Origin of the sequence: Saccharibacillus kuerlensis DSM 22868, from assembly GCF_000378145.1 — a bacterium.
GTDB classification, from domain to species: domain Bacteria; phylum Bacillota; class Bacilli; order Paenibacillales; family Paenibacillaceae; genus Saccharibacillus; species Saccharibacillus kuerlensis.
Genome location: NZ_KB899290.1, coordinates 1 through 26,539 on the forward strand (window position 1 = coordinate 1; position 26,539 = coordinate 26,539).

The 26,539-nt window shown below is 44.4% G+C and carries 21 protein-coding genes and 1 rRNA gene; 1 reads left to right on the plus strand and 21 read right to left on the minus strand.

Features of this window, described 5'->3' with window-relative positions:
- The 9 genes from F456_RS0114135 to galU all read right to left on the minus strand — a co-directional run.
- Positions 1–72, minus strand: a 16S ribosomal RNA gene (locus tag F456_RS0114135); the annotation flags it as partial.
- A 544-nt stretch (positions 73–616) separates the two neighbouring features.
- A complete protein-coding gene (gene ligA / locus F456_RS0114140) occupies positions 617–2,629 on the minus strand; it encodes an NAD-dependent DNA ligase LigA (RefSeq protein ID WP_018977700.1) in 2,013 nt (670 codons plus the stop codon).
- A gap of 127 nt (positions 2,630–2,756) precedes the next feature.
- Positions 2,757–5,117, minus strand: a complete 2,361-nt coding sequence (pcrA, locus tag F456_RS0114145) for a DNA helicase PcrA (protein ID WP_026293892.1) — start codon at positions 5,115–5,117, stop codon at positions 2,757–2,759.
- A gap of 687 nt (positions 5,118–5,804) precedes the next feature.
- Entirely contained in the window at positions 5,805–6,500 is a 696-nt protein-coding gene (gene pcrB / locus F456_RS0114150; RefSeq protein ID WP_018977702.1) for a heptaprenylglyceryl phosphate synthase, read from the minus strand.
- A 597-nt stretch (positions 6,501–7,097) separates the two neighbouring features.
- Positions 7,098–8,378, minus strand: a complete 1,281-nt coding sequence (locus tag F456_RS22620; RefSeq protein WP_018977703.1) for a glycosyltransferase family 39 protein — start codon at positions 8,376–8,378, stop codon at positions 7,098–7,100.
- Between the two features lie 4 nt (positions 8,379–8,382).
- A complete protein-coding gene (locus tag F456_RS0114160; RefSeq protein ID WP_018977704.1) occupies positions 8,383–8,880 on the minus strand; it encodes a GtrA family protein in 498 nt (165 codons plus the stop codon).
- On the minus strand, positions 8,852–9,262 hold the full coding sequence (locus F456_RS0114165) for a DUF2304 domain-containing protein (RefSeq protein ID WP_018977705.1): 411 nt from the start codon (positions 9,260–9,262) through the stop codon (positions 8,852–8,854). The genes F456_RS0114160 and F456_RS0114165 overlap by 29 nt, the downstream gene beginning before the upstream one ends.
- The gene (locus tag F456_RS0114170; RefSeq protein WP_018977706.1) at positions 9,259–9,966 is read right to left on the minus strand and encodes a glycosyltransferase family 2 protein; all 708 of its coding nucleotides are present in this window, start codon (positions 9,964–9,966) and stop codon (positions 9,259–9,261) included. The genes F456_RS0114165 and F456_RS0114170 overlap by 4 nt, the downstream gene beginning before the upstream one ends.
- 117 nt (positions 9,967–10,083) lie before the next feature.
- Positions 10,084–10,983: a UTP--glucose-1-phosphate uridylyltransferase GalU gene (gene galU / locus F456_RS0114175; RefSeq protein WP_018977707.1), complete on the minus strand. Its 900-nt coding sequence runs from the start codon at positions 10,981–10,983 to the stop codon at positions 10,084–10,086.
- Positions 10,984–11,281: 298 nt separating this feature from the next.
- On the opposite strand from galU, the gene mraY reads away from it, so the two are divergent.
- Positions 11,282–12,235 carry a phospho-N-acetylmuramoyl-pentapeptide-transferase gene (gene mraY, locus F456_RS0114180; protein WP_018977708.1) on the plus strand — a complete coding sequence of 318 codons (954 nt, stop codon included), beginning with the start codon at positions 11,282–11,284 and terminating at the stop codon, positions 12,233–12,235.
- Positions 12,236–12,299: 64 nt separating this feature from the next.
- On the opposite strand, the gene F456_RS0114185 is transcribed toward mraY, so the two are convergent.
- The 12 genes from F456_RS0114185 to F456_RS0114240 form a co-directional block, all read right to left on the minus strand.
- Complete coding sequence (locus tag F456_RS0114185) at positions 12,300–13,712, minus strand: undecaprenyl-phosphate glucose phosphotransferase (RefSeq protein ID WP_018977709.1); 1,413 nt, start codon at positions 13,710–13,712, stop codon at positions 12,300–12,302.
- Entirely contained in the window at positions 13,685–14,638 is a 954-nt protein-coding gene (locus F456_RS0114190; RefSeq protein ID WP_018977710.1) for a glycosyltransferase family 2 protein, read from the minus strand. Before F456_RS0114190 ends, F456_RS0114185 begins: the two co-directional genes overlap by 28 nt.
- A gap of 302 nt (positions 14,639–14,940) precedes the next feature.
- Entirely contained in the window at positions 14,941–15,867 is a 927-nt protein-coding gene (locus F456_RS0114195) for a glycosyltransferase family 2 protein (protein ID WP_018977711.1), read from the minus strand.
- Positions 15,868–15,882: 15 nt separating this feature from the next.
- Positions 15,883–16,728 (minus strand): dTDP-4-dehydrorhamnose reductase, encoded by an 846-nt coding sequence (rfbD, locus tag F456_RS0114200; protein WP_018977712.1) that lies wholly within the window; start codon positions 16,726–16,728, stop codon positions 15,883–15,885.
- A complete protein-coding gene (rfbB, locus tag F456_RS0114205; RefSeq protein ID WP_018977713.1) occupies positions 16,725–17,747 on the minus strand; it encodes a dTDP-glucose 4,6-dehydratase in 1,023 nt (340 codons plus the stop codon). Before rfbB ends, rfbD begins: the two co-directional genes overlap by 4 nt.
- Before the next feature lie 57 nt (positions 17,748–17,804).
- Positions 17,805–18,353 carry a dTDP-4-dehydrorhamnose 3,5-epimerase gene (gene rfbC / locus F456_RS0114210; protein ID WP_018977714.1) on the minus strand — a complete coding sequence of 183 codons (549 nt, stop codon included), beginning with the start codon at positions 18,351–18,353 and terminating at the stop codon, positions 17,805–17,807.
- A 17-nt stretch (positions 18,354–18,370) separates the two neighbouring features.
- Positions 18,371–19,114 carry a sugar phosphate nucleotidyltransferase gene (locus tag F456_RS0114215; RefSeq protein WP_018977715.1) on the minus strand — a complete coding sequence of 248 codons (744 nt, stop codon included), beginning with the start codon at positions 19,112–19,114 and terminating at the stop codon, positions 18,371–18,373.
- Between the two features lie 31 nt (positions 19,115–19,145).
- On the minus strand, positions 19,146–20,960 hold the full coding sequence (locus F456_RS0114220) for a hypothetical protein (RefSeq protein WP_018977716.1): 1,815 nt from the start codon (positions 20,958–20,960) through the stop codon (positions 19,146–19,148).
- A gap of 38 nt (positions 20,961–20,998) precedes the next feature.
- Complete coding sequence (locus F456_RS23680; RefSeq protein WP_018977717.1) at positions 20,999–22,783, minus strand: glycosyltransferase family 2 protein; 1,785 nt, start codon at positions 22,781–22,783, stop codon at positions 20,999–21,001.
- Between the two features lie 10 nt (positions 22,784–22,793).
- The gene (locus tag F456_RS0114230) at positions 22,794–24,323 is read right to left on the minus strand and encodes a hypothetical protein (RefSeq protein WP_018977718.1); all 1,530 of its coding nucleotides are present in this window, start codon (positions 24,321–24,323) and stop codon (positions 22,794–22,796) included.
- A complete protein-coding gene (locus tag F456_RS0114235; protein ID WP_018977719.1) occupies positions 24,320–25,234 on the minus strand; it encodes a class I SAM-dependent methyltransferase in 915 nt (304 codons plus the stop codon). Before F456_RS0114235 ends, F456_RS0114230 begins: the two co-directional genes overlap by 4 nt.
- 36 nt (positions 25,235–25,270) lie before the next feature.
- On the minus strand, positions 25,271–26,533 hold the full coding sequence (locus F456_RS0114240) for an ABC transporter ATP-binding protein (protein ID WP_018977720.1): 1,263 nt from the start codon (positions 26,531–26,533) through the stop codon (positions 25,271–25,273).
- Positions 26,534–26,539 lie beyond the last annotated feature (6 nt).

Genomic DNA, 26,539 nt, shown 5'->3' on the forward strand with positions numbered 1-26,539 from the left:
ACTCCGCTCGACTTGCATGTATTAGGCATGCCGCCAGCGTTCGTCCTGAGCCAGGATCAAACTCTCCATTAAGTCGCAAAGACTTTTGCGACCGCGACTTCAATGCCGGACCCTTTCAGGCCAAGGTATTGAACCAAGCGATCCCTTGATCTTTGCTTTTTAAAGAAAGCACCATGTGCTCGTTAAAACGTGGCGAGAATTTTCATTCTCTATATTCTCTTCGCTTCAAGTTGCGGTCCGAAGACTTTCGCTTGTCGCGGAAACTCCAAATCACTATGCCCGGCTGGGTAAGTGTTTTTCGTTTCTAACTCACTCATTGTTCAGTTTTCAAAGAACTTGCGGCCGGCAACTTGTTTGCCGAACGTTTTATATCTTACTCTTTTCTACTTCCGATGTCAACACCTTTTTTTCAAGCTTCACAACCTGATGTTTTCTGGTGTCGAGTGTGTCTCAGAAGCGACAAGAAATATCTTAACATCTACATATGAATAAAGCAAGCTCTTTTTGAATTTTAATTTAAAAGCAGGCAGACAAGTATATTGCCTACCTGCTTTTCGTATATTTCTGCTGCATTCTTCCCTTAGTGCCTAGTATATTCGTCTACCGCTTAGTTGATTCACTGGTTTAGCAAACGTACCAATTCATCCTCGCCTTCGATAACTTCAATCCCCAGTTCACGCGCTTTAGAGAGCTTACTTCCCGCTTTTTCACCGGCTATGACGATATCTGTTTTCTTCGAAACGCTGCCTGTCACTTTCGCACCTAATGCTTCCAGCTTTTCGGCTGCCTCGTCTCGTGTCATTTGATGAAGGGTTCCCGTCAGGACAACGGTCTTCCCGCTGAAATAAGAATCTTCTTTTACTTCAAGTGGTGCTGCAGGAAGAGTAGGGTTCACGCCCAGCTGACGCATCTTCTCTATACCTGCCCGCATAAGCGGATCATTGAAGAAGTTGAAGATACTTTCCGCTACAATTCCGCCTACGTCCGGCAGATCAACCAGTTCTTCCACGGTAGCGTTCATAATCTTATCAAGATCCCGGTAGTGATCCGCCAGCATCTTCGTTGTCGTCTTGCCTGTATTCGGAATGCCAAGGGCATATAAGAAAGAAGCCAGGTCGCGGGTTTTGCTCTGCTCCAATGCTTCTATCAGATTACTCGCCTTGCGTTCACCAAAGCGTTCCAGTTGGACGAGCGACTCTTTTTCCAACTCATACAGCTCGGCCGGCTCACGCACATTCAGCTCATCATACAGCTGTGTAGCTGTTTTGATACTGAACGTTTCAATATCCATGGCATCGCGGGAAGCGAAGTGAGAAATCCGCCCCACTGCCTGCGGCTTGCAGAACAATTTATTATCACAGAACAGGTGGGCACCGCGCTGAACGAGCGGGAAATCGCAGGCCGGACATTTTTCCGGATAAACAATCTCTTCCCCGTCGTTCTCCTCCGTCACCTTGCCTAAAATTTCCGGAATCACATCATTCGAACGGCGAATGAAAACGCGGCTTCCGAGGGCGTGTTTCAGATTTTTGCGTTCGATGTCGCCTATATTGTTGAGCGTACAATTCTTGACCGTAACCCCTGCCAGTTCTACCGGTTCAAGTCGGGCAAGCGGTGTAATCTTTCCGGTACGTCCGACTTCCCACGATACTGATTCCAGCACGGTCGTCGTCTCTTCCGCCTCAAATTTGTAAGCCACCGCCCATCTAGGGAACTTATCGGTGTATCCAAGAACAGAACGTGTCCGCACATCCACAATCTTAATAACTGCTCCATCGATCAGATAGTCAAGCTCGCTGCGGCGGCGGACAATCTCCTCCAGCTGTTCCATGACATCCTCGAATTTATTGAAGTAAAAGATATAAGGATTGATTTTAAAACGGTTTTCTTTGAGGAACTCCATCATTTCCTGGTGACTGACAAACGTTTTTTCATCGCTGTAGCCTACATTATAGAAGAAAGCGCTCAGTTTACGGCTTGCCGTCACTTTCGGATTGAGGTTGCGCAGAGCACCGGCAGCTGCATTACGGGCATTTTTCAAAGGTTCCAATGCTGTCTTGTTGTACGCTTCGAGCACCGACAAGTTCATGAGGCCTTCACCTTGAACCTCAATCGTTCCTTCCTTATAAGGAATAGTCAGGGGAACCGAGCGAATGGTCTTGACCTGCTCCAAGATCCCTTCTCCGATTACACCGTTACCGCGCGTTGCCGCCTGTACCAGTTTGCCGTCCGTATACGTCAGGTTTAGCGTCAATCCGTCGAACTTCAGTTCAAGTGCGTAATGCAGTTCCGGCAGCGGATCTTCCGGGTTTTTCGTATTATATTCATTCCACAGCTTAATCGCCCGATTATTCCAGTTGTTCAACTGTTCTTCATTCTGAGCTTTATCGAGACTCCATAGTGGTGCCAGATGGCGATGCGGCGTAAATCCTTTGAGCAGCTCTCCGCCTACCCGAAGTGTCGGAGAATCGGGCAGAACCATGCCGCTTTCCTGCTCCAATTTGACCAAACGATCATAGAGCGCATCATACTCCTTGTCACTGACAAGCGGGTTGTCCAGCGTATAGTATTGATAACTATACCGGTTAAGCTCCTCGACCAGCTCTTCCATTTCATGCATCGCGTCCATGAATTTCCCCCGTCCTTTTTTAGTCATTCCCGCACCAAATCAACTCTTCAAAAACCAAAATCGCCAAGCCCTGCGGGCAAAGCGATTTTCAGTTCTTGCATCAAATGAGTCTCGTCACTCACATTTTTTATTCTACTTTGGTGATCGGCGCAAATCCGGCGAGCAGCCTTTTAATACCGACAGGCGCTTTGAACGCGATGTTCAGTTCCGTATCGTTGCCGCTGCCTTTAATCGATACAATCGTGCCTTCGCCCCATTTGCCGTGTGCGACTTTGTCGCCGACCTGGAATGCGCCGGTATTGTTCGTACTGCGGGCAGCAGGCTGTCCGCCAGCCGGAGTAACGGTTACGCCGGAAGTCCGGGAAGCAACAGCCGGTCGGCCCATGCCGGTCGGCTGTGCACCTGCGCCTGTTCTTCCGCCGCGACCCATGCCTCCTGCGGAAGAAGAGCCTCCTCCAAAGTTGCGGCCTCCTCCGCGAGAATTGCCGTAACCTTTGTCCGGGTCGCTTCCGCGGCGGTAGCGATCCGGGTTAACGCCGGTATCTTCCTTGAGCTCGTCCGGTATTTCCTGCAGGAAACGCGATGGCGGATTGGCGGTGGTGCGTCCAAACAGTGTCCGCATCTGCGCGCAGGAAAGGTACAGCTGCTGCTCTGCGCGAGTAATACCTACATAAGCCAGGCGACGTTCTTCTTCAAGCTCGTCATTATCAAGGAAAGCTCTGCTGTGCGGGAACACCCCTTCCTCCATACCGATGATGAACACGACCGGGAACTCCAGACCTTTGGCGCTGTGCATCGTCATAAGGATCACCATGTCGTCGGACACTTCTTCCTTTTTGTCTCCCATGGAATCGATGTCCGCGATCAAAGCCAAGTCGGTGAGGAATGCAACCAGCGACTTCTCTTCATTGCGTGCTTCGAACTCCAGCGTAACGGACAGGAACTCGTCGATGTTTTCCACGCGGGCTTTGGATTCCAATGTGTTTTCCTTGTGCAGCTCAACCCGGTATTGGCTCATCTCCAAAATCTTCTCAGTTAGCTCCGTTACGGACAGGTAATCGACCATGCGATGCAGAGATACGATCATATCGTAGAATTCAACAAGCGCATTACGCGTACGTCCGGCAAAGCCGAGGTCGTCGACCACTTCCAGCACTTTGAACATGGAAATGCCCCGCTCCGTCGCCGCCGCAGCCAACTTGGCTACGCTCGTATCTCCGATTCCGCGCTTCGGTACGTTGATTACGCGCACCAAGCTGATATCGTCGTCCGGATTGGAGAGCAGTCTCAGATAAGCGAGCAGATCCTTGATTTCTTTGCGATCGTAGAACTTGATGCCGCCGACGATCTGGTACGGGATATCCGACTTGATCAGAATTTCCTCGATAACCCGGGACTGGGCATTGGTGCGATACAGAACGGCATGGTCTTTGTAGTTCATGCCCTTTTTGATGTTTTTATGAATTTCTCCCGTAACAAAATAACCTTCGTCGTGCTCGGTACTGCCGCGGAATACGCGAAGCTTGGCTCCGCCTTCTTGATCGGTCCACAGATTTTTCGGCTTACGTCCGGTATTGCGGCCAATGACGCTGTTCGCTGCATTCAAAATATTCGCGGTAGAGCGGTAGTTCTGTTCAAGCAGGATCGTTTCGGCTTCCGGGTAATCTTTTTCAAAATTTAGGATGTTCGTAATATCGGCGCCCCGCCAGCGGTAGATAGACTGGTCGCTATCGCCCACGACGCAGATCTGATGATGCTTATCCGCCAACATACGGCACAGCATATACTGCGCACGGTTCGTATCCTGATATTCGTCGACATGAATGTAGCGGAATTTTTTCTGATAAAAGTCCAGCACTTCCGGTACTTCATTAAACAGATCGATCGTCTTCATAATCAGATCGTCAAAATCAAGCGAATTGTTGCTGCGCAGTCTCTTCTGATACATGCCGTATACTTTGGCCGCGATCGATTCCATAAAGTCACCGCCGGCTTTCTGTTCATACATTTTCGGCGTGATCAATTCGTTCTTCGCCGCGCTGATCAGAGCCTGAATCGCCTTCGGTTCGAATTTCTTCGTATCGAGGTTCAAGTCCTTCATGCAGTTGCGGATAACGGAAAGTTGATCGCCCGAGTCGAGAATCGAAAAGCTGGACGAGAAGCCGATCCGGTCGATATCGCGGCGCAGAATACGTACGCACATGGAGTGGAACGTCGAGACCCAGATTTCTTTGCCTTCCGGGCCGACAAGCGCCGAGACCCGTTCCTGCATTTCTCGGGCGGCTTTATTGGTAAACGTGATTGCCAAAATGCCCCATGGCGCTGTTTTCTTGGCACGGATCAGGTGAGCGATACGGTGCGTCAGCACGCGGGTCTTGCCGCTGCCTGCGCCAGCCATGATGAGCAGCGGGCCCTCTGTTTTGAGCGCGGCTTTACGCTGCTGCGGATTCAGGCGAGCAATCGATTCGTCGAGGTTAAAAGACATGATGAAGGTGCTCCTTTCATTGTGCTTGGGAGACGCTTCGGGAGACGGGGGCCTTGCGATCGCCGTTCAAATTCGTTTTTCGGATTAGAGTTGAATAAGGTAAAAAACGAATTTAAAATGCGAATGCCTAACGTACGTTGTCTCCGCTCAAAAGTAACGGTTATCGTCGAATGATTCGTTTACGCTTTAAGAACGAATCCTGCGCACGAAATTTGTATGGGTAGAGACAACGTACTCACTTCTCCAGGCTCCCCGCCTCCCTCCGCTCCGTTTGCACATTGAGTTCGGTTTGGTAAAAGGCTTAAGGAATGCACGCAATTATGCATTCCGGGATTGGCTTGTGGCAGGGACTTCATGAACTGAAGTCCGGGTTGGGGTCGGAGGCGAACGCTTCAAGCGTTCTGTCCGACCGGGACTGGCTTAGGGTCGGATGCGAGCTCTTCGAGCGTTCTGTCCGACCGGGACAGGCTTAGGGCCGGATGCGAGCTCTTCGAGCGTTCTTTCCGACCGGGAAGTGACAGATCGTTTGCGCAGCAGATGCTGCAGGTATTGGGTGCAGATACTGCATATTGTGAGAATCCGCGCAGAGTCGGGTCGCTCTCCGTATACTGCACGGTATGAGCTAGACACATATAAATTCTACATTAAGATGAAGATGAGTCTGACAAATCCGACTGAACGACTGATCTGTCAGATGAAATCCCGTACGCCGCGGACTGTATCGAGCGCGGCTGTCAGATTGTCGTAAACAATATTGCCTACGACAATGACATCGGCTGCAGCTGCTGCGTTACGGGCCGTTTCGTAATCGCGGACGCCGCCTCCATAGAAGACAACGGCTTCGTCCGTAACCCGGCGAACTTCATGCACCAGGTCGAGGTCGCCATACATCCCGCTGTACTCGATATACACAATCGGCAGCCGCATCAGCTTGTCGGCCATACGGGCGCAGGCGGCAGCGGCTCGAGCGTCGATACCGGCATCGGCTCCGGTCAGACGGGCGACGGTGGAGTCGGGATTAAGTACGATATATCCTTCAGCAGCAACCATTTCCCAAGGAATCAGCTCGCCGAAGTTTTCCAGACCTTCCCGGTGATATCCGGTAATCCATTCCGTTCGATCCGTATTGAGGACCATCGGAATCAGATACAGATCGAATCCGGGCACGACGGCATCCAGCGTCGAAACTTCCTGTGCACATGGAAGCTCATAACGCCGAATTTGCGACATCAGCTCCACCGTATTATCGTAAGTTACGCCGCTCGACCCGCCGACCAGAATTGCGTCGCTGCCCGACATACATACTGCTTCCAGTTCTTCATCGGACAACTCCCGATCTGGGTCCAGCTTGAAGACATGTCTCCATGTCTCGAATATCTGACTCAATTTGACTCCTCCATCCGCCTTATCCACCTGCTGACCGTTTGTTCCTAAGCATATAACAAGATCAGAGCAGGCTGTTCCAACATAAGTCTATTCTACGTATAGGACCGTGTCAATTTTTTGTTCGCCTTAAATACGAACAGTTTAAATGATGCTTATTTAAACTGCTTCGGATGAAATACGAACAGTTCGAAATACTTTTTTCGAACTGCTTCGGATCAAATACGAACAGTTTAAAATACTTTTTTAAGCTGCTTCGGATCAGACACGAACAGGTTGAATGATGCTCATTTAAGCGGCTTCGGATCAAATGCGAACAGTTCAAATAGTATTTATTCAAGCGGCTTCAGATCGAATACGGACAGCTTCAATCGCTTTTATTCAGGTTGCTTCAAATTAAATATGAACAGCTTGATTGTCAGTTATTCTGAGTGCTCCGGATAAGGCATGAAGAGTCTTTTCTCAACAGAAAAAGGTTGTTCCCATAACCGGAACAACCTTTCCATTCTTTCGTTCCCATCTTGTTTGCTGATCTTTCCTTTAATCTTTGCTCCAGTCTTTTTTAAGACACTTGATTCGGATACTCTCTTCGCACAAAGCTCAATCTCTTGCTCCAGCTGCTCCGCCTGTCGTAAGCGCGCGTTTTTCACGCCAACGCTTGTACAGCTCCAGCAGCACGGGTGCCGCAAACAGCACAAACAGAAACATATTCGGATAGCCGTATCTCGGAATAGCGATAAACGGCACGTAGATTAGCGTAAAGTAAGCCAGTACGGCAATCGGTATGTAAGCGGCGCTGAGCTTTCTTTTCAACGCAAGCAGAATGCCATAGAGACCCAGCAGAACGTAAGCCGCATGCACCGGGAAGTAATGGGCCCATGTCATCCCAAGAATCGGGCGTTCCCAGTAAGCAATGCCGTACAGCCCACCGAATTTGCCAAATGTATAGAAAGCCAGATACTTCAGCGGTTCGTGCGTAAATCCGTAAGTCACCATCCGGCCTGCAGCCTGTGCAAGATCGGCGTCGGAACCCTGCATCACATCGCCGCCGTATTCAGGATACTTATCATAAAATCCGTCCGGCACCTGGCCAAATGCGGTAGAACCGAGAATCATCGGACTGCCGGCTGCCTGAGTAAACGGAATGAAGCGGCCGAACACTTCATAGTTGCGCACCCACCAGGGGGACATCAGCAGAACAAATACGCTCAAAATGACCGTCGTGTAACCCAGCATGCGTTTGAATGAATAACGGCGTGCCAGCCAGAACAGCCCGGGTACCAGGGGAAGCGGGGCCGCATGAGGTTTAAAGTAACATAGAGCGGTCCAAGCTGCGGCGAACAGCGCCCAATTGAACCATCCCGGACGATCCAACCCTTTTAGCAGCAGACAGACGGTCAGCATTAAGCAGATTCGGAACATAGACTCGGTCAGAATCGATCCGGAGATAAAATAGTCGGGCAGATAGATCGCCAACAGAAATGCCGCCACCATCGCGATCCGGCTGCTGTCGAACACCCGCCGTGCCAGCACAAACATTAGGTAGACGCCCAGTGCTTGAAAGGCTCCCTGCAAAATACGAAGCAGCATTGTACCGTCCTCGCCCGCAATCCATCTGACGCCCGCCAGCACAATCGGGAACAGCGGCATAATAAATGTAGACGGTTCGCTGCCGGTGTTATACGTCAATACTCCCGTCTCCAACAGCCTGTCCGCGGTCTGCACATATTTGACGTCATCGTCGTTCATTTTGGCATAGGATCCGAGCAGCAGTTGATCACCATAAGCGAGTGAAACGGCGCAGCTGATCAGAAAAACAAGCAGACACAGCACCGACAGGCGTATGCGCGTCTGCCGGGTTTCTTTTTTTAAAGAAAACATAGGACTAATCAACTTTTTGCGCAGGCTGCGCTTTAAAAGCCCAAATTTTATTTAAGATGAAATTATGAATAGGAATAATTATGATTGATGTAATTTGTCCGTATCCATACCACCATCCCAGCACCCGATCGAATAAGTATAGGATAAGAAGGTTAAGGATCAATCCTGCACAAGATACAATCGTGTACTTAATTAGTACCATTGAAGAGCGTTCACTTTCTTTAAACGTCCATCTTGAGTTAGCTGCATAAGAAAAGAGTAAGGATAGGATAAAACCAATTGTTGAACCAAGTAGGGGATCACCATCCCACTTCTCTACTACAAGAAAAAGTGTACCGGTCTGCAGCAGTGTGCCTACAACACCAATAATTCCGTACTTTAAAAAATCAAAAAAGTTATTACTGATAATTGGAGGCAGCAGATTAAGGATTTTTTTCAACCATAAATTTTGAATTTGTGTGGGTAATGCCGCACTACTCTTCTGCTCTTTTCCATTGCGCACTACTTTGATTCCCCCCTTTCTGCTGATTCAATTGTTTTTCTAACCCCTCTACATGATGACGCATCAAAGCAAGCTCTTGTGTAAGGGCACGCAGTTTACGAGAATGATTAGACAACGAAACAGTTAGACTGTATAAAATCAAAAAGATAGAAGAAACAGCCAGTAGAAATACTGCGTTAACCGGTAATTCAATCCCCATAACATCAGCAATAAAGAAAAATATTTGAGGGAATATTGCAGCAATAACACCAGCGGCACTTGAGAAAATCCAAATTAAAGAATACTTAAGTTCAAGTTTATATTTTCTGATTCTATTAATGAAAACAAAGAATACAAAAAGGCTAAACAGAATTAGTAACAGCTGCAGCTTTAGAGTTATCATATACTTTTAATCCTACTTCCCCGTAATGCATCAATTAAGATAGCTAACGACACTTTGATCATGTAATATACAGAACGGAAGCTATGTATAGATGAACGTCCTCCTACTCGCTCCAACATAACTACAGGAATCTCTGTAATTCGTCCTCCAACACGTAGGACGTGAACAATCGATTCAGGTTCAGGATAATCGGTCGGGTATTGTGTGGCAAATATACTCATGATTTTTTTGTTCACGGCACGAAAACCTGATGTTGGGTCTGTTACCGTTTTCCCACTAATCATCCGAATTAATCGGCTAAAATAAACAATTCCCATTCGGCGTGCAAAAGTAGATTGAAAACCTTCCTTCTTTATATATCGTGAGCCAATAGTCATGTCTGCCTCGTCATTCAATAGAGGAGTGATTAGTGCAGGAACAAACTCCGCTGGATGCTGTCCATCGCCATCAAATTGAATGGCAATATCGTACCCATGTTCGTATGCATATTTATAGCCTGTCTGTACAGCCCCTCCAATCCCTAGATTGCATGGCAGGTTAACAATGTTCGCACCAAGCTGCCGACAAATACTAGCTGTATTGTCTGTAGAGCCGTCGTTGATAATTACTGCATCAAGTTTATGGCGATGCAGATTGGCGATTAACGCTTCTATATTATCCGCCTCATTAAATGCTGGAATGATCAATAAAACTTTATGAGACACAACTCTTCCCCCTTTTACTTACACTCGGAACAAGCCCCCTATTTCTAAAATTCAGTTTAACATATAAAAGGAAAACCCGGTCTAAATGACCGGGTTTTCCTTTTATAAATTTTCCAACTATACTTTTTCTTCTTCCAATCCCGCCAACGCCTTCTTCATATAATCAACGAGCGGTCCGCGCATTTCGTCATTTTTCAGCGCATAGTGGATCGTCGTTTCAATAAAACCGATCTTTACGCCCACATCATGACGCTGTCCTTCAAAGTTATAAGCAAGTACGTTCTGTGACTCACCCAGTGTAGCAATGGCATCCGTCAGCTGAATTTCGCCACCGGCGCCTTCAGTCTGATTCTCCAAAATGTCGAAGATTTCCGGTGTCAGGATATAACGTCCCATAATCGCCAGATTGGAAGGTGCATCTTCGCGCTTCGGCTTCTCGACAAGTCCGTTAGCCCGGAATGTGCGATCTTCGCCTTCAATCGGCTCGCTGTCCACAATACCATAACGGAATACGTCTTCCCAAGGCACTTCCTGCACGCCAACGACCGAAGCCTGATGCTTATCGAATACGTCGAGCATTTGTTTCAGGCACGGCGTATCCGATTCGACGATGTCGTCGCCAAGCAGAACCGCAAACGGTTCGTTGCCGATAAACTTGCGGGCGCACCAGATCGCGTGACCGAGACCTTTTGGTTCTTTCTGACGAATATAATGAATGTCCGCCATGTCGGATGCACGGCGCACTTCTTCGAGCATTTCCCATTTCTCGTTTTCCTCAAGGTTATGCTCAAGCTCGAACGAAGTGTCGAAATGGTCCTCGATCGCGCGCTTCTCTTTACCCGTTACAATGATGATATCTTCGATACCGGATTTCACAGCTTCTTCGACAATATATTGAATAGTCGGCTTGTCGACAATCGGCAGCATTTCCTTAGGCATCGCCTTGGTGGCGGGCAGGAAGCGCGTACCGAGACCGGCGGCCGGAATAATCGCTTTACGAATTTTCTGTGTGTTCATTTGAAAGTTCCTCCTATAAATTGGGGTTCTGAAGTATGCGGTGCTAACATATGTAGGTTAATCGTAACCCAAAGCATTGTTCGCCTTCCCGCTTCAAACAAACGGGATGCACATTGAGCCTGCCTGGTCTCTTTCATTTTATCCTGCTGAACAGGAAAAAGCCAAAATCTCCGGGACTTCTCTTGTGGCGGGCGTGCAAATTGCTTAAAATAAGGAAGTTACATAACCTTCTACCCCTATTATTAACCGATATAGCCGTTTTAAAATCCGAATCGCCGATTGGAGAATACTGAAACCCATGAACTTTTACACCCTGATTGCCGCTGTCCTCTCGTTTGTCCTTGTTGCCCTGCTGTCGCCGGTATGGATTCGCACGCTGCGCCGGATCGGATGGCTGCAGCCGATCCGCAAGGAGCTGCCGCCCGATCATCAAGCCAAAAAAGGGACTCCGCTCATGGCTGGCATGGTCTTCATGATCGCCGTGCTTGTTGCGCTGATTGCCCAGCCGACACCACTGATGTGGCTGCTCGCCGCTTCGTTCGTTCTGTTCGGCATGATAGGCTTCAGCGATGATTTCAAGAAGGCCGCTTTCCAAGACCCGCAGGGAATCTCGGGCAAAGCCAAGCTGATCTTCCAGTTTGCTTTCACCATCACGCTGCTGCTGTTTGCTATGAACAGCTTCGGCGTTGAACCGACTATTGCGTTCCCGGGCGGCTTCGTCTGGACACTGCCGGCTTTCATTTACTTCATTCTGATGCTGCTGTTCATCGTCGGTTCCGCTAATGCGATCAACTTTACCGACGGACTTGACGGCCTGCTGATTATCGTAGCAATTCCGACCTATCTGTTCTTCTTCGCTATCTCCGACAATCCGGCGATCAAGCTGTTCTCGCTCGTTATGGTTGGCGCTCTGCTCGGTCTGTTCCTGTACAACAAGTATCCGGCCAAAGCGTTTATGGGCGATACCGGATCGCTTGCGATCGGCGGTTCTCTCTCCCTGATGGCCGTGATTGAGAAAGTCGAAATTCTGGTGCCGCTGCTGTTCATCATTTATTTTGCAGAACAGTTCTCGGTCATCATCCAGGTTGCGTATTACAAACGAACCAAGAAACGCATTTTCCGCATGACTCCGATTCATTATCACTACAGTCTAAAATACGGCTGGAACGAACGGAAGATTGTAAGGGTATTTGGGACCGCATCCTGGCTTGGAGCATTTGTGAGCTGGTTGATCTGGTATTTGTGGATGTAGTAAACCGGTGAAAACTCTGAACTCACAAAAAACTGCCGACTCTCGAAAGAGAGCGGCAGTTTTTTTAATATGCACTTTTATCGGTAAACATCTTGTAGATCGTAAGCAGCACCAGTCGTAGATCGAACAGCAGGGTCCAATTCTCAATGTAGAAAAGGTCGTATTCGATACGCTTCTCGATCGACGTATCTCCTCGCAGTCCCGCACACTGGGCGTATCCGGTAATGCCCGGAAGAACGTGATGCTTCAACATATAATTCGGCACTTTTTCCCGGAACAGTTCGACATAATGCGGTCTTTCCGGACGAGGTCCCACGACACTCATCTGCCCCAGCAGCACATTGAAAAACTGCGGCAGTTCGTCGAGGCTGGTTCGGCGGATGAACGTTCCAAACTTCGTGCGGCGAGGATCGTTTTCCGTCGTCCAACCTGTGTCTTCCTCATCAGAGTCCGGCGTCTGGGCCTGCATCGAACGAAATTTGTACATCTGAAAAGTACGTCGATTGAATCCTACACGCTCCTGCTTGAAAATGACAGGCCCCGGCGAAGTCATCTTCACTCCGATAGCTACCGCCAACATAATCGGAGAAGTGATAATAATGGCCAGTCCGGCAAACAGGATATCGAACAGCCTTTTGAAAAAGCGGTTGACGGCCAAATCCAGCGGAACTTCGCGTACGTTGATCAGCGGCATTCCCGCAAAGTTGTCGAATACAGGTCTTGTCGGCAAAAAGTCGTAATAATCCGGCACAATCATAATATGTACGCCGGCCTGCTCGCATACGGCCATCAGCTCCGGATATTTGTCGGATTCTCCGTAAGGAAGCGCCAGAATGACTTCATCAATAATCTTAAACCGATCGAGTATCGCCCTCAGATCAGCAAGCTTGCCGAGCACTTCCGGGTATTCGGTCTCGCCCTTTTTCCATTTCAGTTCGTCATCCAGGAAACCGACGATCTCGTAGCCCAATTCCGGATAATGCTGCATGTTCAGATGAAAACGCCGACCCAGCGCCCCTGCGCCTATGATCAGCATATACTGCTTGTTGTACCCTTTTCGCCGCATGATTCGAAGCGTCTGCTTGACCCCATAGCGGTATAGGACAATGAAGAAAATACTGAAGACCATATACAGGAACAGATACGAACGGGAAATGTTAATCTCCTTGGCAAAGTACATGGCGCCGAGCAAAAGGAAAAATCCAATTATATGCGTCTGCAGCACCCGAATAAAATCGTCCGCGAACCGTTTGCGCCGCTTGGGCGAGTACAATCCGCTGATCAGTCCGGTCAGCAGCGCAATCCCGCCGTAGACCAAACTCCAAACCAAATAATACTTGATCGGAATTGGATAGACAAACCCGAACAAGCCGCTTTCAAAGCGAAGCCACCAGGCCAGCAGAAATGAAGCTTGAATGACTGCCAGATCGGCGACCATATAGACTTGAGTTAGAAATTGCTGATTTTTGCGGAGCATGCTTCACCTCGAACCGGCAGAGCCGGACTTTCTCCTCCGCCAGTCGGAGGATCCTGCGTATCCTTGACCGGGCGCAGTCTGTTGCGAATCAGCGTAGCGGCAAACTTCACACCGATTCCCGTGTAAATAAAACCGTTCACCGGCCAAGCATATTTTTCCCGATAATGCTTGCGGTAGAAAATGACCATTGCCCGATGGAATTCATACAGCAGCTTGACTGGACGACGTTTGCTGCTCGCTCCCTTATAATGCAGGATAAACGTTGCCGGATAGTAACGAATTGCCCATCCAGCCTGTTTGATGCGGTAGCACCAATCCAAGTCTTCGCCGTACATGAAGAAGTTCTCGTCCAGCATACCGACTTCACGGATCACTTCTGCCCGGACAAGCATAAAGGCGCCGACCAAGCAGTCGACGGCATGTTCTTTATCCGGATCAAGGTAGCTGAGCTGATACTGATTGTATTTCGGCTTGTCCGGGAACATCTTGGAAATCCCGAACATATAGTAGAAGGAAGCCGATGGCGTCGGCAGTCCGCGCTTACAGGTCTTGTCCAGTGATCCGTCGGCCAACAGTACTTTGCAGCCTGCTGCTCCCGCATGTGGATTCCTATCCATGTAATCGACCATCGTCTGAATCGTGTCCGGCTGAATGACCGTATCCGAATTGAGCAGCAGCACATAACGTCCTCCTGCGATTCGCATTCCCTGATTGTTGGCTTTGGCAAAGCCTACATTCTCCTTGTTCACAATCATGCGAATCGATGGGAACGTACGGGACAGCACTTCGACCGAATTGTCGGACGAATTGTTGTCGATCAGAATGATTTCGTATTCATATCGAGTTTGCGAAGCAAACACCGAATGGATGCAGTCCATCGTCAGCTGGCACGTATTATAATTAAGAATCAATATACTTACGTCCATGGTATAGATACGCTCCTGACAATATTAGTAATGAATCATATAACAATAAACACAGAAAAAAATCTCTGGATTCCTCTTTACAGAGTACCACAGAGATCGATGGAATGGAACTTTGGATTCGATTTAGGAAAGACTTGGGATAAGCGTTAATCGGTTATGCTGGGAGCCGTTTCGGTGACAAGACGAATACTTCGGATGCTGAACGGTGTATCTTCACTCCGCATGCTTATCCGTATGACTGTACAAGCTTAATTTGATTCAATTTCATAAAAAACAGCCTTCTAAGCTGGAAGGCTGTTTTTTCAAATATATCCAATCAGCATCAATAGACGAAAAAGAAGGTTCTCGATCGAAGATTGACGATACAGCTTGGAATGCTTCAAATAGCCGAGCCGCTGAAGAAGAGTTGTTCTTGGCGAGATAAATAGCTCCAACTGCTGCCGCTTCTCTGCATCCTGCAGTTTGTCGGCATATAGACGGTGAAACTCCTGTGCCTGTCCAACCAGCTTATGCGAACCTCGATGTTTGCGGAAGCTGGCCCATTTCTTTTTGAGTTTCTCGATCGGCGACGTCTCTCCACCTACCACATTATTGCTGTGCTGACGATACAGGATGGAAGGCTGAGGATCATAGATCACTTCGCCGAATGCGGATACGCAGAGGTAGAACCACCAGTCGTGCATTAATACCTTGGTCGGATCGGGCATACGTTCGCGGATCAGGTTCAAGGCAGCGCGGTTGAAAGTGATGGTGGCGCCGACAGCGATATTTTGATAGAGAGCATTGTAAAAGGACGGCGACTTTGAAGGAGGAGAAGGCCATATTTTGATTGGCTGCAGCTTCTTATCTGTTAGTTGAGTCGAAGTGAATACCATTGCCGGCACCTCAGCTCTAACACCTTTCAATGCTTGTACTGCACGCTCCATCTTCTCCGGCATCCATACATCGTCCTGATCGCAGAAACAGAAGTAGTCGTTTGTCTCGCCGGCTTGAGAAATAAGTTCAAAAAAGCTTGGAATAACACCCAGATTCTTTCCTTTTCCCAACACAAGTCGGCTTAGCTTATCAGACTGCCAAGTTTTGATAACTTGTAACGTATGATCAGACGAACCGTCATCACGCAGTCGGATCGTCCAATCTGTATGCGTCTGTGAAGACAAGCTGTTCAGCTGTTCCCGTATGTAAGCTTCCCCATTATAAGAGGATAGCAGCACTTCGATTTTGCTCAATATTCATATTCACCCTTATGATGTGACCTGTGCCAAAAACCGTTCCAATGCGTCTTTCCAGTGGGGAAGATCTTCGAGGTCGTTGGACCGTATCGCCGTATGATCCATGACCGAGTAAGCAGGACGCTTGGCCGGACGTGGAAACTGCTCTGTCGTTACCGGCAGAACATTGACTTGTAGGTCGGCTTGTTCGAAAATAGCTTGAGCAAATTCGTACCAAGAACACTGTCCGGAATTCGAAGCATGGTAAATACCGTACTTTTCCGTCTGGATTAGATGCAGCAGGAAACGCGCCAAATCCACTGTATACGTTGGCGAACCAGTCTGGTCGTGAACAACACTTAGGCTGTCTTTCTCGGCTCCCAGTTTCAGCATCGTTTTGACGAAGTTGCCGCCATGCTGACCGTAAACCCAAGAGGTTCTAACAATAAAGTATTTTGAGCTCAGCGATTGCGTCAACACTTCACCTGCGAGCTTACTTTCACCGTAAACCGTCTGCGGAGCGGTATTGTCGTATTCGCGGTAAGGGCGCTCCGCTTGACCGTTGAAGACGTAGTCGGTACTGATATAGACCATCTTAGCTCCAACCTTTTCGGCGGCTACAGCAATATTGCGTGTTCCGGCCACATTGACGCGATAAGCGCCGTCTACGTCTTCTTCCGCTGCATCGACTGCTGTGTAGGCGGCACAGTGGATAACCGCTTCCGGACGATATTCGCCGATCACCAATTCGCACTGCCCCTGATTTGTGATATCCAGTTCTGCGCGGCCGCAGCCTTTGACATCATGACCCGCCTGCTGCAAAACCTCAATCATGTCGCAGCCAAGCTGTCCGTTTGCTCCGGTAACCAGTACTCTCATTGCGATCCTCCCAATCTCTCTCCGTACTGCTTGGCGTAATACTGTTCGTATTCGCCGGATTGAATACGTGTCCACCATTCCTTATTGTCCAAGTACCAAGAGATCGTCTCGCGGATTCCCGTTTCGAAATTATGCTTTGGCTTCCAGCCGAGTTCATTGGTGATCTTAGTTGGATCGATACCGTAGCGGCGGTCGTGGCCCAAGCGATCCTGTACGTAAGTAATCAACGATTCAGGCTTGTCAAGCTGCTCAAGGATCGTACGCACGATATGGATATTGGTCCGCTCGTTGTTGCCTCCAATGTTGTAGACTTCACCGTTCACGCCTTCGTGGATGACCAAATCGATTGCGCTGCAGTGATCTTCTACGTACAGCCAGTCGCGAATGTTCAAACCGTCTCCGTAGATCGGCAGTGGTTGGTCATTCAGCGCTTTGGAGATGATCAGTGGAATCAGCTTCTCCGGGAATTGGTACGGGCCGTAATTGTTGGAACAGCGCGTAATATTGACTGGCAGTCCGAACGTTTCATGATAAGCCCGTACCAGCAGGTCGCCGCCCGCTTTGGAAGCGGAATAAGGGCTGTTCGGTGTAAGCGGCGTTTCTTCCGTGAACAGTCCGGTCTCACCGAGTGTGCCATATACTTCGTCGGTGGAGACTTGTACGAATTTGGTGATATTGTGCTTTTTGGCTGCGTCGAGCAGAACTTGCGTGCCGAGTACATTCGTTTTAACAAAAACATCGGGTTCAAGGATGCTGCGGTCTACGTGGGACTCGGCAGCAAAGTTGACGACCACATCGACGCCCTGGCCGATCAGTTCATCCATTTTGGCCGCATCGCAGATGTCGGCTTTGACGAAGGTATGCTTAGAATTTTGTTCGATAGATTTAAGGTTTTCCAAGTTACCTGCATAAGTAAGAGCATCTACGTTGATAATTTCATAATCCGGGTGCTGCTGAAGCATATACAGGACGAAGTTGCTGCCGATAAAGCCGGCTCCACCGGTGACGAGTAGTTTCATAGGTTAGTTGCCTCCTGTTCTCGTGTAAAAAGCCCTCCTTGCGGAGAGCCCTGTATCTTATTCAAAATTCAGTTCCACGTCTTGAAGCAGCGGATGTTTCTGATCCTTCTCCGATAGAATCGGATTGGATATTGGCCAATCGATACCTAGCGCCGGATCATCCCAAAGGATGCCACGATCGTGTTCCGGCGAATAGTACTCATCGACTTTGTACATAACTTGAGTGTTCGGCACCAATGTACAGAATCCGTGGGCAAAGCCTTTTGGAACAAGCAATTGTCGATGATTGTACTCGCTCAAAATGAAGCCTTCCCATTGACCGAAAGTCGGCGAGCTGCGGCGTACGTCGACAATAACGTCGTAGATAGCGCCTGCAACGACGCGAAGCAGCTTGGTTTGAGCTTTAGGGTTCAGTTGGTAATGCAGGCCGCGAAGTACGCCGGGCTGCGCGGATAACGACTGATTGTCCTGAATGAAATTATAATGGATTCCGGCTTCCCGCAGCAAAGCCTCATTGTAACTTTCCATGAAGAATCCCCGATGGTCTCCATGAACAACGGGCTCAATTAATGCAGCTCCTTCAAGGCTTAAAGGAGTAACCTTCATAATTGAAATCCCTCCTTTTAAAGTTTGAGTTTACCGAACTCTTCGCCGAACATAATACTTTGAGCCAACTCATTAGCACGTGCGAGGGAAGCATGAGTTCCAGCATCCGTCCACCAGCCGGTCAATACGTCATAGGTCAGTTGTCCGTTAGCGATATAAGCATTATTGACATCGGTGATTTCTAGTTCGCCGCGCGCGGAAGGCTTAAGCGTTTTGACAATATCAAACACGCTATGGTCGAACATATAGATTCCTGTTACTGCATAGCTGCTTTTAGGATTCTGCGGCTTTTCCTCGATAGATACAATCTTGTCTCCGTCGATTTCAGGAACACCAAAACGCTTAGGATCATGAACCTCTTGAATCAGAATTTTAGCGCCAAGCATCTGAGTCCGGAAGTTTTCCACAAAAGGAGTAATGTCATCTTCAAAAACGTTGTCTCCCAAAATCACGACCATTTGATCTTCACCGACAAAATGCTCGGCAAGATTCAGTGCTTGCGCAATACCGCCAGCTTCATCCTGTACTTTGTATGTAAAACATACACCCATATCTGATCCGCTACCTAAAAGGTTTACCACATCACCCATGTGATCCTTACCCGTGACAATAAGAATGTCCTCAATGCCAGCGGCTTTCAGCTTGTAAACAGAATGAAATATCATAGGGTATTTGCCGACCGGTAGTAGATGCTTATTGGTCACTTTTGTAAGTGGATAAAGACGCGACCCTGTTCCTCCAGCTAGCACTATACCTTTCATTAAATTCTCTCCTTTCGTAGCTAGTATAAAATCATTCTTTTAATTTCAATAATTTTGCGCCTTCTTGCTCATAAACCACTTCAAAGTCTTTTAGATCTACGCCTTGATTCTCAAACCAAATATTTGAATCAGGTTCAAATACTATTATATAAGGTTTTTTTTCGACGTCCTCAGTCCACATTTTATAATCTAAACTCGGCTCTTCATAAAGTGATAATAGCGAGTACTGATCATACTTAGGCCATATTTCTGTATAGGAATAAAACCATAATTTTTGTAACAATCCCCCTATAACCGGAATATGATTTTGTTTATCAACAAATTCAGATTTGTTATGAACGATGTAATCCATAAACTGCCTTTGATTTTTATCAAAAGTAACCTGAGTATTCGGAATAATCTCTATATTGAATTTTTGTACAGCAGTTATATTGATAGAAGGATTCGCATTAAATAGTTCATTTCTACTCTGAATCCACTTATCGCCATAAAGTGTCATTATCAATAAAATCAAGCTTCCCGCAATATAAGCAAAATAGATCGGTTTATATTTTTGTTTTGCCAAATAGAGCCCTACCCCGAAAAGTATAATTAAAAAACTTTCTAATAAATAATAATTTTTAAAATAATAATAAGATGATGCTTTACCCACCATACCCATTACTAAAATAAATAATGCAAATAAACTATAAGAAATAAAAGCTGAATAAAGAATATTATTTTTCTTGTCTTTATACCATGCGAATAAGGCAACAAGAACAAATAAAATATATGGTTTAAAATCTGTATACAATTCTCTGAAAATATATCCTTCACTCGCTAAAGAATCCACGTTTCCATTATCATTTATAGGATTTAATACAATAAGATAAAAGAATCCGAAAAGGATTGCCATACAAGTAGGAATTACATTTTCAAAATTAAATGCCCCTTTTATTCTCTGTTTAATATTCGAATGTTCTCCTTTCAAAAAATCAGAAAGGAAGATACTTAAAATTGCTGCAGGAATATAGTAATAATACGCAAAAAATAATCCGACCATAACGAGAGAAATTAAAAGTGTTTTAATTCTAGATTTAATAAAATTGTTTTTTAAAACAACCAGTGATAAAACCATTACAACCCCTGCCATTTGACTGCTAAAACCAAAAATCACACCATTCAGATTGTAACCTAATGAAACTGCTAAAATAACAATTGTTGATATTACTAAACTGTTACTTTTTACTAGGTTGCGATAAATCACATAAACCAAAAGAATTGTTAGGAAATAGTAAAAAAAGTTGCTAAGTAAATATACAGCTACTTTTCCTTCTTCACTATTTGATAAGGCCATTATTAATCCAGTGTTGCTATAATTCAAAAATGGATAACTCGACATGTGGTTATAAGGCGTAAATGGATTAGAAAATAGTAACAACTTTCCGCCTTCAGAAAAATGTTTAGAAAACAGATAATGTACAGCAGGGTCAGTAGTTATAAACTTTATACTGAAATCAGAACCATATATTCGTAAGAATTGAACCACCGTTATTCCCAAACTGAGAAACACTATATATATAGTTTTTAAATCAACTTTTAAAGATGATAGAGAATGATAAGAAATCTTCTTGCGGAAAATTATTATAATTAAAGTAGCAAGTAAAAAGTTCAAAAGAGTAATTATTATAGGCGTAGTCTTTAAGCCAACAGCTCCCAAAATAAAGCTGCTAACTGATACATAGCAAAGAAAACTTATTATAATTATAATTGCATTCTCTAAAAAGCTTTTTGATAATAAAGAAATAGCAACAAAAGCTGCTCCACTTAATAGAAGAGCACTTAAAACAAAAAAAATAATTTCCAATCTATTGCCTCCTCATTTACTTTTGAATAGTTGCATGCTTAACGCAAAACTTTTTTAGCAATATAAAATATTTTATTTTTAAGTTTATGGATGAATAAGCGTCCTCCCATTTTTTTGAACTGATAGATAATTGTTGGAGGTTTATTCATCAAGTATTCTGCATCTTTGAAGATATCCGCTATACTAATTTCCAACTTTTTGTTCATATGCTTGGCTCTAACAATTTCTAAATAATGATCAAACAACTCCTGGCGACTTCCATGATGTACAGGATGTGCAGGGATACGATAAAGCGATGTTAATTTTTCTACATATTTAAATTTATACTTTAATGCATAACGCAACCACAAATCCCAGTCTTCTAGCACTTCTAAAGAAGGATCAATCCCTCCCAATTCTTCAAAGATTCCTCTTTCAAACATTACTGTTTGAATAGGAAAGTAGTTATGATGCATTAAAACTAAACGATTAAATGGCTGTTTGTGTTGAACATTATGGAAAAGTTCTTTATATATATACGGCTCTCTTGATAGTACTTCAGTTGGAACTTCAAAACTAATAGAGTAAGCTGCCTGGTGATCAGGATGAGTCAATAATTGATGCACTAAAACTTCAACATGATCAGAATACAAAAGATCGTCATCATCAAGAAAATTAAAATAAGCTCCTGTTGCAGTTTCTAAAGCAATATTTCCAACAATACATCTACCTACATTTTGATTAGTAGCCTGATAAACATAATTGAGATCTGCGAACTCAGATTCAATCATTGACCTCGAAACATCTGGTCCATCCTCTACTATAACAACTTCAATGTTTTTGTAAGTTTGATTCCTGACGCTGATAAGAGCTTCCCGAAGAACATCAGGTCTTCCACAAGTTCGAATCAATATAGATACTAGAGGCTGAGCTGCAGGAAACTGATTAACGTAAAAAGCACCATCGCGAATAATTTCATAATCCCAGAGTTTGAAATCTGCTTTAAATGACTTATTCTTGTTTCTCAAATACCAACGGCGATACTTTCCTCCATCAAAAAAGCTTGCTATTATTTTTTTGAAGATAATCTTCTTGTGTCCGGTCGATGGACCATTTACAAAAAAAAGACCGTTATACATAGCGTAACCCTTGAAAATATCTTTCCATGTTCCAAACTTGTATCGAAGCATTAAATTCATATAGGTACTATTATAAAACTGGTTAGGCTTCACTTCATTGGCACTCATGTAAGTATAATGAGTGACTACACTTTTTGGAGTATATTGTAATTTATATCCGTGAGCACGTAGTCTCCAACTAAGATCTACGTCTTCACCGTACATAAATATTTTTTCGTCAAACATTCCAACTTCAATAAAACGCTCACGCTCGACTAACATACATGCCCCGCTAGACCAGCTTGTTTCTAGAGTCACAGGATTATAAACCTTAGGATGCTCATAAGGAAACTGTCGACTCTCCCAAAGAGCCACTTCACTAGGAGCACTTTCGACTGCTTTAGACAAAAATAAAAAACAGTCTTCATCTACTTCTGTATCTACATTTAAAAAGTAAACATATTCCTGTTCTGTTTTCTGCACTCCATAATTATTAGCTTTTCCAAAACCCAGATTTTTATCCATGAAAAAAGTGTTGAAAGATTTAAATAAGCTGTTACTTTGGAAGCTTTTGAGGAGTTCACGAGTCTTGTCAGTTGAATTATTATCAACAAAGGTAAGAGTCACTCGATCTTTAGGATAATTTATTTTTTCCAAACTGGACAAGCATCCAGGTATCCACTGCTCTGAATTATAAGTTACTAAGATTACATCAATATCAATCAAGAACTACACCTCACATCTTTCTTTTAGAAAAAACAGACATTAATTTTCGTAAAGGCTCGGTAAATTTCCATGACTTAGAGTTTAAAACTTGATTAAGGGTAGCGCGACTTGTGTTTAAAACAGCTGTAAGTTGTTCAACTTCTTTCTGTTTTTCTTTTAGATCTTTCTCCTTCTCCTCTATCTTATTCGTTTTTTCTTTCAACTTTTTGTCTAGTGCAATTAACTTCTTAACTTTTTCTTCCGCTTCACTTGTAGCACTTCTCATTTGTTGTTCTACTTTTTCTATCTTGTCACTGTACATAACACACAGGTCCTCTATAAACTTACTGCTTACAAGTTCAACTTGCATTTCAATCTCAATAAAAAAAGTAGAATCTAGTGAATTGACTAAAGAATGCAAAGGCTTTAAAAATAATTGAGGGTCTTCCTCAATTGAAAAAAGGAATATTTCTTGATTGTTCTGTACAATATTCACTTGTTCATTATAATTGAATAAATTGTGAAAAGAGGATTCTTTAAAAAAGAGTTTTCGGTCCTCATTACATGAGTTGTAAATTTTAAGAGACTTTATTTTCGCAAAACCTGATCTATCAAAAGGATCCAATCTTAAAGGCATTTCTGAAAAAAGCATTTCTTTGCTCACTTGAAATGAATAGGTTTGTACTTGGCCTGACGCTATTCCAGTCCATACCATACAATGGTCTTCATCATACTGTCCATTATTTTCATAAAAGAGTTTTACGTTGAACATCTGACCCATGGCTGTTTGGTAGAGATGATTCACTGGATAACTTGGTTTCATATAGTTTCCATGGAATCCTACAAGGTAGTCTTTCCCATTGACATAGTTTTGAAAATACTTCTCTTCCATTTCAAGAAAGTCCACAAGATTTGCTTCTGTAATCTCGTACGGGGCTAACAGCTCTTTCAACGAAACTTTAGAATCAAGATCTGCTTGATACTTAATCCAAAAAGAATATACGCCTCTAAAAAAGATGAACTTGATAGGAATTTTAAAATCAAATACCCATTCACAATCAATAATGTTTTTAGTTCCTGATTCATCAATAATGATATTTTCGAAAATCAAATCTATATTGGCAGGTTGAAGGCATCTTTCAAACCCCATCTCCAACTTCTTCCCAAACACTTTCTGAAATTTTTCATCAGCTGAGAATGTGGTTTCTTCTCCCGTTTGCAGCCCAAGAAGCATGTTCCAATATTCTTTGATCGTTTGATGAAATCCATCTAAGTTGCCGGCTTTAAACTGTTCAAAAAGATGCTTGTCCCAACTTATGCCTTCGATATATGGGTAAACCAAGCTCCGGTTCTTTTTTTCACCAACCAAAACATTCACATTACTATGAATTTCATTTAATAACGTTGTATTTTGAAGCATAGTATCGATATGCATTTCCGCTTCTTGGGTTAGAGGTCTTTTTTCGACCTTTTTCACTTCGTCTTCTATGAAATGAATGGTGCCCAGCTGGAAGGCAGGAAGACGTTCACGATTGAATTTCGAGTACGTAATTTTTTTCATTTTGGATCTGCCCCTTTCTGACAAATCACCAAAAATGAATTCGAAAAGAATGGGAACATGTCGTTTTCAATAATATTATTAAGCACTTTTGTCTCATTAAAGACATTAATTTTATCCATATCATAATTTGGCGTTCTAGTTCCGGACCCTATTCCTGGGAGACAGGCATCAGAAAAGATTTGTTTCGGCATTTTGTAGTCAGGATAAGGATAATAAAAATCATAATTTTCAAACCCGCAGCCCTCTACCAATTGACTTAGTTCTTTTTTCGAGAATGTCTTAGCCTTTGCACCTGGTTTATAGTTTTCCAACCCTTCAAAAAACTCTCCAGTATGATCTTCTCTTGCTCCCGCCCAATACTTTAATCCGAATTTATTTTCGATTGCAATGATTAAACGGCCGTTCTTTTTCAACTTGCCATACAAGTTTTGTAAAAAGTCATGGAAAGGATTTGCAGTCGCCGTATAATGAGCAGCGTATTCTAAGACTCCTATCAACGTTATATAATCATATGTTTCTTCTTCTAGAGGGAAATCATTAAAGTTGCCTACCATGACTTTCAAGTTCTTCTTATCTTTATTGCGATTGGCTAGAATACTTGCTCTTTTATAAGAAAGTTCTATGGCATCAACTCTTAAGGAATGCTCGCAAAGCAATCCTGTTAACGCGCCACAGCCAGCTCCAACTTCTAATCCGATTTCATTCCCATCAAAATCGATCCACTCAAGCAAGTTCCTTCTGATTGGAGAAAGATGGTAAAGAATCGGCCAGCGATTATCTTTTCTAATTATATCGAGCAAATCTGCATCGCTCTCAACATAATTTAGAATCTCGTCTTCGATCTCTCCGTCACTATATTCATCTTTTCCTTTATAGTAATCCAAATTCAATTCGACGTTTCCGATTTTCAAGTTTTGCAGCTCCTTTTTGATACTTTGAAATGAAAATTAATTTCTCTTAATGCTAATCTTAGACTCCGCATCAAAAAAGCCCACTGTTGCTCTATCGGAAATAATATTTAAAATCAGTAAATCGTATAGCCTATGATAAACTTGAAACTCTCCATCTTCGTATCCGGTACAGCCTAGTGAAATTAAATATTCGCCGTTATGGAGAGGAAGCGCTTGGTCAAATGAAATTTCATAAATAGAACCTTGTTCTGCTATACCGGTTCCCACATTTTCAAACATGGTATTTGTTCCAGTAATGTCGTTACCTTTAGCATCTTTTATCGTATATGCAAAAATGGGATCGTTTATTTTCTCATAAAACTCAACTTTTATTTTCAAGCTAAAAGTTTCGTTTCTAACAACAGTACTTGTGATTTCTCCTTTGTCATTAAACAATGCATAGTCGATAATTCCGGCTTTTTGATTGCCATATTCTAAATATTTAAGATTTTGATTGCTCAATTTTTCTTTCCAAAAAGAATCTGGATTCGATTTATCTATCGTAACTGACTCATCCTCATTAGCTGAAAAATTATTACTTACAATCTTCTTGTAAAGATCCACCATATCTCTGGAAGGACCTTCCGCAATCAAAGCTCCTTCGTTTAGCACAATGGAACGATCACAATATTTGATGATGCTTCCCATGTCATGGCTGACAAAAAGAATGGTTTTTCCTTTCTCGGCAAACTCCTCGAACTTTCGATAACATTTACTTTGAAAAAAAATATCTCCGACCGACAGTGCTTCATCTACTATGAGAATATCCGGATCTACATTGATAGCTACCGAAAAAGCCAGGCGAGCAAACATACCGCTGCTGTAGGTCTTAACTGGTTGGTTAATAAACTGACCAATGTCTGCAAATTCTATAATAGCAGGTACTTTCACTTCCATTTCTTCACGAGAATAGCCCATCATTGTACCATTAAGATAAATGTTTTCCATCCCTGTATACTCCGGATTAAAGCCTGCTCCTAATTCCAATAAAGCAGCGATTCGTCCTGTAGTATTCACTGTCCCTGTAGTAGGAGTTAATACGCCAGTAATGATCTTAAGAAGTGTCGACTTGCCAGAACCATTTTTCCCTATTAATCCAAGGGTTTCTCCTTTTTCGACATTGAAAGAAACACCTTTGAGAGCAAAGTGATCGGTATGATAGCTTCTTCTCGCAACATGAAAAGTTTCTTTCAATCGATCTACTGGCTTATTATAAAGCTTATAGACTTTCTCAACATTTTGAATTGAAATAACAGTCATCTTGCG

Excerpts from the sequence above, each read along its gene's own strand:
- ligA (WP_018977700.1), bottom strand. The coding sequence starts at position 2,629 with ATGGACGCGATGCATGAAATGGAAGAGCTGGTCGAGGAGCTTAACCGG.
- F456_RS22620 (WP_018977703.1), bottom strand. The coding sequence starts at position 8,378 with ATGTTTTCTTTAAAAAAAGAAACCCGGCAGACGCGCATACGCCTGTCG.
- F456_RS0114165 (WP_018977705.1), bottom strand. The coding sequence starts at position 9,262 with ATGATAACTCTAAAGCTGCAGCTGTTACTAATTCTGTTTAGCCTTTTT.
- galU (WP_018977707.1), bottom strand. The coding sequence starts at position 10,983 with ATGAACACACAGAAAATTCGTAAAGCGATTATTCCGGCCGCCGGTCTC.
- mraY (WP_018977708.1), top strand. The coding sequence starts at position 11,282 with ATGAACTTTTACACCCTGATTGCCGCTGTCCTCTCGTTTGTCCTTGTT.
- F456_RS0114185 (WP_018977709.1), bottom strand. The coding sequence starts at position 13,712 with ATGCTCCGCAAAAATCAGCAATTTCTAACTCAAGTCTATATGGTCGCC.
- F456_RS0114190 (WP_018977710.1), bottom strand. The coding sequence starts at position 14,638 with ATGGACGTAAGTATATTGATTCTTAATTATAATACGTGCCAGCTGACG.
- rfbD (WP_018977712.1), bottom strand. The coding sequence starts at position 16,728 with ATGAGAGTACTGGTTACCGGAGCAAACGGACAGCTTGGCTGCGACATG.
- rfbB (WP_018977713.1), bottom strand. The coding sequence starts at position 17,747 with ATGAAACTACTCGTCACCGGTGGAGCCGGCTTTATCGGCAGCAACTTC.
- rfbC (WP_018977714.1), bottom strand. The coding sequence starts at position 18,353 with ATGAAGGTTACTCCTTTAAGCCTTGAAGGAGCTGCATTAATTGAGCCC.
- F456_RS0114215 (WP_018977715.1), bottom strand. The coding sequence starts at position 19,114 with ATGAAAGGTATAGTGCTAGCTGGAGGAACAGGGTCGCGTCTTTATCCA.
- F456_RS0114230 (WP_018977718.1), bottom strand. The coding sequence starts at position 24,323 with ATGAAAAAAATTACGTACTCGAAATTCAATCGTGAACGTCTTCCTGCC.
- F456_RS0114240 (WP_018977720.1), bottom strand. The coding sequence starts at position 26,533 with ATGACTGTTATTTCAATTCAAAATGTTGAGAAAGTCTATAAGCTTTAT.